7 protein-coding genes are annotated in these 5,604 nt (G+C 30.7%); all 7 read left to right on the top strand.

The genetic code is table 11. The annotated features are described in order from the left end of the window. Positions 1-77: 77 nt before the first annotated feature. Complete coding sequence (locus T473_RS0114955) at positions 78-473, top strand: hypothetical protein (RefSeq protein ID WP_024622581.1); 396 nt, start codon at positions 78-80, stop codon at positions 471-473. Positions 474-704: 231 nt separating this feature from the next. Then, on the top strand, positions 705-947 hold the full coding sequence (locus T473_RS0114945; RefSeq protein WP_024622580.1) for a hypothetical protein: 243 nt from the start codon (positions 705-707) through the stop codon (positions 945-947). A gap of 43 nt (positions 948-990) precedes the next feature. Continuing rightward, positions 991-2,622, top strand: a complete 1,632-nt coding sequence (locus T473_RS0114940; RefSeq protein ID WP_077173640.1) for a DHH family phosphoesterase — start codon at positions 991-993, stop codon at positions 2,620-2,622. Between the two features lie 10 nt (positions 2,623-2,632). Then, positions 2,633-2,773 carry a hypothetical protein gene (locus T473_RS18665; RefSeq protein WP_161627583.1) on the top strand — a complete coding sequence of 47 codons (141 nt, stop codon included), beginning with the start codon at positions 2,633-2,635 and terminating at the stop codon, positions 2,771-2,773. Then, positions 2,730-3,914 carry a DNA cytosine methyltransferase gene (locus T473_RS0114930; RefSeq protein WP_077065807.1) on the top strand — a complete coding sequence of 395 codons (1,185 nt, stop codon included), beginning with the start codon at positions 2,730-2,732 and terminating at the stop codon, positions 3,912-3,914. The genes T473_RS18665 and T473_RS0114930 overlap by 44 nt, the downstream gene beginning before the upstream one ends. A 30-nt stretch (positions 3,915-3,944) precedes the next feature. Continuing rightward, positions 3,945-4,871 carry an ADP-ribosylglycohydrolase family protein gene (locus T473_RS0114925; RefSeq protein WP_024622522.1) on the top strand — a complete coding sequence of 309 codons (927 nt, stop codon included), beginning with the start codon at positions 3,945-3,947 and terminating at the stop codon, positions 4,869-4,871. Between the two features lie 126 nt (positions 4,872-4,997). Continuing rightward, on the top strand, positions 4,998-5,604 hold a 607-nt coding region (locus T473_RS0114920), incomplete at its 3' end, for a PHP domain-containing protein (RefSeq protein WP_029791861.1).

The following is a 5,604-nucleotide window of genomic DNA, read 5'->3' as shown; positions in this document are numbered from 1 at the left end:
ATTTATTGGATTTAGCACTAGGTATAATTAATAAGCAAAATGCCATAATACAAATTTATGAGAAGGTTGAGGAGTAAATGGTAAAACAAAAAATTGAAATAGATTTATACAAACCAAGCGAAGAGTATTTGAACATCGACAAAAAATGTGGTTATAAAGAAACGACAGAAGAAATAACAAAGATAAAAAAAGGAAGATGTATTATACATACAATTCCTGTAAGAGATACATATTCTTCAGATGACAATGAAAAATTAGACGGATTTTGTGATGCTATATTGTTTAGAGTAAAAGTTTATGACTGTAAGAATAGGATTGTGTATAGTCCTGATCGGTTATTTGATAACATTACATTTTTAAATGGGGTAGAGTGTCAAACTAGAATATCCAAAGATTTAAGCAATATGTATATATTCGACTTCCCTGTAGAGATTGATTATATTGGACGTAATGTCAATATAATTTCATTATAAGGAGAGAGTATGGAAAATATTGAATTATTAGCTCAAATTAAATTGTGGTCAGGGTATATAATACCTTTAATAATACTTGGAATTACACTGGTGTTTTATTTATTATGTGGTTGCTTAATATTTATTCTTTCTAAGTATAATTGTTGGAAAGAAAAAAGACTTAAAAAATGAAATAATCCTTTTATTCAAATAAGGACAAGGATATAAATTTTTAACTAAGGGGGAATATGAATGAACAATAAGCAGAGAAGAGTAAAGAAGAAAAATAGAAAATTATATCTAGAAACAAATAAATGCCCTAAATGTAGAAAGCAAGGAATTAGGGCTGATATAAAAAATCATAAGATGTGCAAAGATTGTTATGAATATGAAAAAGGTTTAGAGTTTACAATAACAGATGAAAAATTAGAAGAATTAAATAAAATGCTAGATATGATGAATAAGGGAGTGAAAGAGGTTGGTTTAAATAATTAAATATAAATTTACAGACAACTATTGTTCCGATGTAGTAGAGACGATGTTGGGAAATAGGAATCTTACATCTGAACAAGTCTACAAATTATTAAATCCTTCAATTGATTCTATAGAAGAGATTCATAATTTTCATACTATAAATGAAGGAATAAGTTTATTTGAAAAACACATTAAAGCAAACAATAAGATAGGAATAGTAGTTGATGTAGATGTTGATGGATATTCATCTGCAGCTATTATGTATATCTTTTTACATACATTTGTAAGCCATGAGAATATAGAAGTATTTATTCATGAAAATTCTAAAGAGCATGGATTAAAGAAAGATATAATGGATAAAGTTCTTGATTCAGGAGTTTCATTACTAATTGTACCAGACGCTGGTAGCGAAGATTATCAAGAGCATAAGGTATTAAATGATAAGAATATTGATGTATTGATCTTGGATCATCACCATTTTGAAAGAAATAATATAATTGGATCTAATACTATTATTATAAACAACCAGGACGAGACTATTAGCAATAAACATTCTTCAGGATGTACAGTTACATATAGGTTTATACACTATTACGCAGAAATAAATGACATTGATATTGATATTGAGTTTATAGATATGGTTGCTATGTCTATAATTACAGATGTGTGCGATATGAAGGAAGAGGAAAATAGATTCTATTATAATTATGGATCTAAAATATCTAATATAACAAATCCGTTTTTATTGTTCTTTGTAAATAAACTTAAGAAGAATAACGATAAGAGATTAAGTATACAGGATATCGGATATCAGATAGCACCATTAATAAATGCAACTATTAGGATAGGATCGTATGAGGATAGGTTAGAACTATTTAGAGCTTTTACTTGCAACGATGAAGATTTTCATAGTAGTGTTTATACTATTTTAAATAGATATAAAAGGCAACAAGATAAAGAAATAAAAGAAGGATTAAAGAATCTAAATAAGATAATTGAAGAAAATGAATTATTTTATAATAGTATTATTTTTATAGATGTAAGTGATTTAGTAGATGTTAATATAACAGGGCTTGTTGCAAATAAATTGGTGGGTGAATATAAAAGGCCTGTAATGTTAGCCAGAGAAAAAGATAGTATGCTAGAGGGAAGTTTCAGAGGATACGAAACTAGTGTATTGCCAAGCCTAAAAGGGTATTGTGAAGAGACTGATTTATTTGAATGGGTGAGAGGTCATGATAATGCAGCTGGGTTCAGAATTAACAAAGAGAATATGGATAAATTTATAATAAAGGCTAATACAAAATTTCAGACCTTAAAATTTGAAAAACATTACATAGTAGAAGAAGGATATGAAGATTCGATTCCTTTAGAGGATGTTCAAGCTATAGCTAATTATGAGGATTTATGGACAGGCCAGATTGAATGCCCTCGGTATTTAATTATAGGATTAATAATTTACACAAAATCTATTACAAAGAGAAGCAATGCATCATATAGTTTTAAAGTTGATGGGGTTAGCTATTACAGAGCATTTACTTCTAAAAAATGGATTGAAGACTTTGTACATGGTGCTTTTGATGATAGAGATGGATATGTAAAGGCAAATATGATTGTGGAATTTAGAACAAATAAATATGGATATCCTACTGTCAATATTGTAGATGCTAAAACTTATTTGTTAGATGAAAATTAGGGGGATAAATATGATTTCAATAGATGAATTTACTAAAGCGATTCTTGAAGGTCAGAGAAAGTCAAAAATTAAAAGAGAAAAACATAAAGAATGTGATATTAGGAGTTATGAAGTCAAAAAAGCAATTAGATTTAGTACAGGAAGAAAATAAAGGGGAGATTAATATATTAACATTTTTAGATTTTTTTAGTGGGGTAGGTGGTTTTCGATTAGGTATGGAAACTGCTGGGCATAAATGCTTAGGGCATTGTGAAATAGATAAATTTGCAAATAGAAGTTATAACGTTATACATGAACCAGGGGAGGATGAATGGTATGGAGAAGATATTACAAAAGTTACAGGAGATGAATTACCAAACGCAGATTGTTGGTGCGCAGGGTTCCCATGTCAAGATATTAGTGTGGCTGGAAAGCAAAGAGGATTGGACGGAGATAGATCAAGCTTGTTTTTCTCAATTACTAGACTTATTAGAGAAAAGAAAGAAGAAGATAGACCCAAGTATCTATTCCTTGAAAACGTTAAAAATCTATTCAGTATTAATAAAGGATTTGACTTCCTCACAATACTCTCTGAATTGGATGAAATCGGCTACGATGTTGAATGGGATCTTCTCAATTCAAAAGAGGTCGTGCCTCAGAACAGAGAGAGAGTATTTATTATCGGACATCTTAGAGGACGAAGTGGACGAAAAGTATTTCCTATCACAAGAGAAAGTAGAACAACTAATAAAGAATCAGGAAAAATCAATATCATAGGAACAACAAAGAAAGACTCTACTAAGATAGGTCAAAGAGATTTAGTATATGGTGATGGAATTATGGGATCCTTGACTGCCACTGATTATAAACAACCAAAACAAATAGGAATAAATCAGGTAGGCAATGTATTAAACACTACAAGGTTTGGTGGAAATCCGCAAGATGGGAGAGTGTACTCTACCGAAGGCATAAGCCCATCCTTGATAACGGGTAGTAGTAAGATAGCAAAAATAGTAGTTCCATGCCTTACTCCGGATAGATTAAATAAAAGACAGAATGGTCGTAGATTTAAGGAAGATGGAGAACCAATGTTTCCACTAACTAGTCAAGATAGACATGGAGTGCTTATTAATGAAATAAATGATATCAGATTAAGAAAACTAACGCCAAGAGAATGTTTTAGATTACAAGGTATACCTGATTGGGCATTTGATAAAGCAAGAGAAGTAAATTCAGATAGCCAGTTATATAAACAGGCAGGTAATGGAGTCACTGTGAATGTTATATATGAAATAGCTAAAAAGTTGAAATAAAAGCATGATTTTATATCAAAAGGAGGTTATATGGTACGAGATGGAATTATAGGTTTTGCTGTTGGAGATGCTTTAGGTGTTCCTGGAGAGTTTAAAAGTAGAGTACACCTCAAGGATAATCCAATTACAGAGATGATAGGATTTGGGACACATCACGTTCCCAAAGGTTCTTGGTCAGATGATACTTCAATGATGATTGCAACAATGGATTCAATAATAAAATCTAAAGGAATAAGCTATAATGATATGGCTCTTAGGTTTTGTGATTGGGCGGAAAGAAATAAGTATACAGCTACAGGACAGGTATTTGATATTGGTACAACAACATGGGATTCTTTAATGAGATATTCGAATAGTTTAAAACCAGCAATTGAATGCGGAGCTACAAATTTTTATGAAAATGGAAATGGGTCTTTAATGAGAATTTTACCTTTGGCATACTATCTGCATAAATATGATAAAAACATAATGCCTACGATTAACAACGTGTCATCCATCACACACGCTCATGAGATAAGTGTATTAGGGTGTGTCATTTATGTTAGATATGCGATATTTTTGATGATGGGTATAGAGCCAGATACTGCATATGATATGTTGAGAACAAGTCATTATGAAAGTCTATTTTCGCAAGGTACGATTAAAGAATATGAAAGAATCCTAACTGGGAATATAAAATGTTTAAGTTTAGAGGATATCCGATCCACTGGATATGTGGTACATACTTTAGAATCTGTAATTTATTCATTTTTAAACAATAAGGGATATAAAGATAGTGTATTAGCAGCTATTAACTTAGGAGGAGACACAGATACTATAGGAGCTTTAACGGGTGGTCTTTCAGGGATATATTATGGATATGATAATATCCCTATATCATGGATTGAAAGTCTGGCTAAAAAGGACTACTTATTGTATATATCGGATGAGTTTTCAAGTTATTTAAATAGTTTATAAAAAAGGTAGTAGTGAATTTCTACCTTTACCTAGTGATGCCATTTTAGGAGGGGGATAAAGATTAAGACATATGAAAATTATCATAGACACAGCCATGAGAGTAACATATATACTCCAGATAGCCCAATGTTTATTGAAGACTATCTAAAAAGAACATATGAGTTAGGTCATAAAACAATTAGTACAGTAGAACATGGATGGGTTGGTAGATACTTTGATTCATATTTAAAAATAGAAAAGTTCAATAAGAAGTTAATAGATAAAGGTGAATCCCCTCTTAAATGGATCTTTGGAGGGGAGTTCTATTGGGTCAAAAATAGATTTGATAAAGATAGAACAAATTCTCACATTGTTATATTGGCCAGAAATGAAAACGGAAGAAAAAATATAAATAGAATAATGAGTCAATGCAACAAAGATGGTTATTATTATAGACCTAGGATAGACTTAGATCTTATTATGTCTTTACCAAGTGAGGATGTGTTTATAACCACAGCCTGCTTAGCATTCTGGAAATATGATGATATAGATGATATTATTCTAAAGCTACATAACAAATTCAAACACTTCTATCTTGAGGTACAAGCACACCATACAGAAAAGCAAAAAGAAATAAATAAACATATTATCAATCTTAGCAAAGAGTATGATATACCAATCATAGCTGGGGTAGATTCCCACGTTATATATAATGATCAATTAAAAGAAAGAGATGATTATTTAAAAAGCGAGA

Source organism: Clostridioides mangenotii TR, assembly GCF_000498755.1.
Lineage (GTDB): Bacteria > Bacillota > Clostridia > Peptostreptococcales > Peptostreptococcaceae > Metaclostridioides > Metaclostridioides mangenotii_A.
The sequence above is the reverse complement of the archived record's forward strand: the minus strand, read 5'-3'. Positions and strand labels throughout refer to the sequence as shown.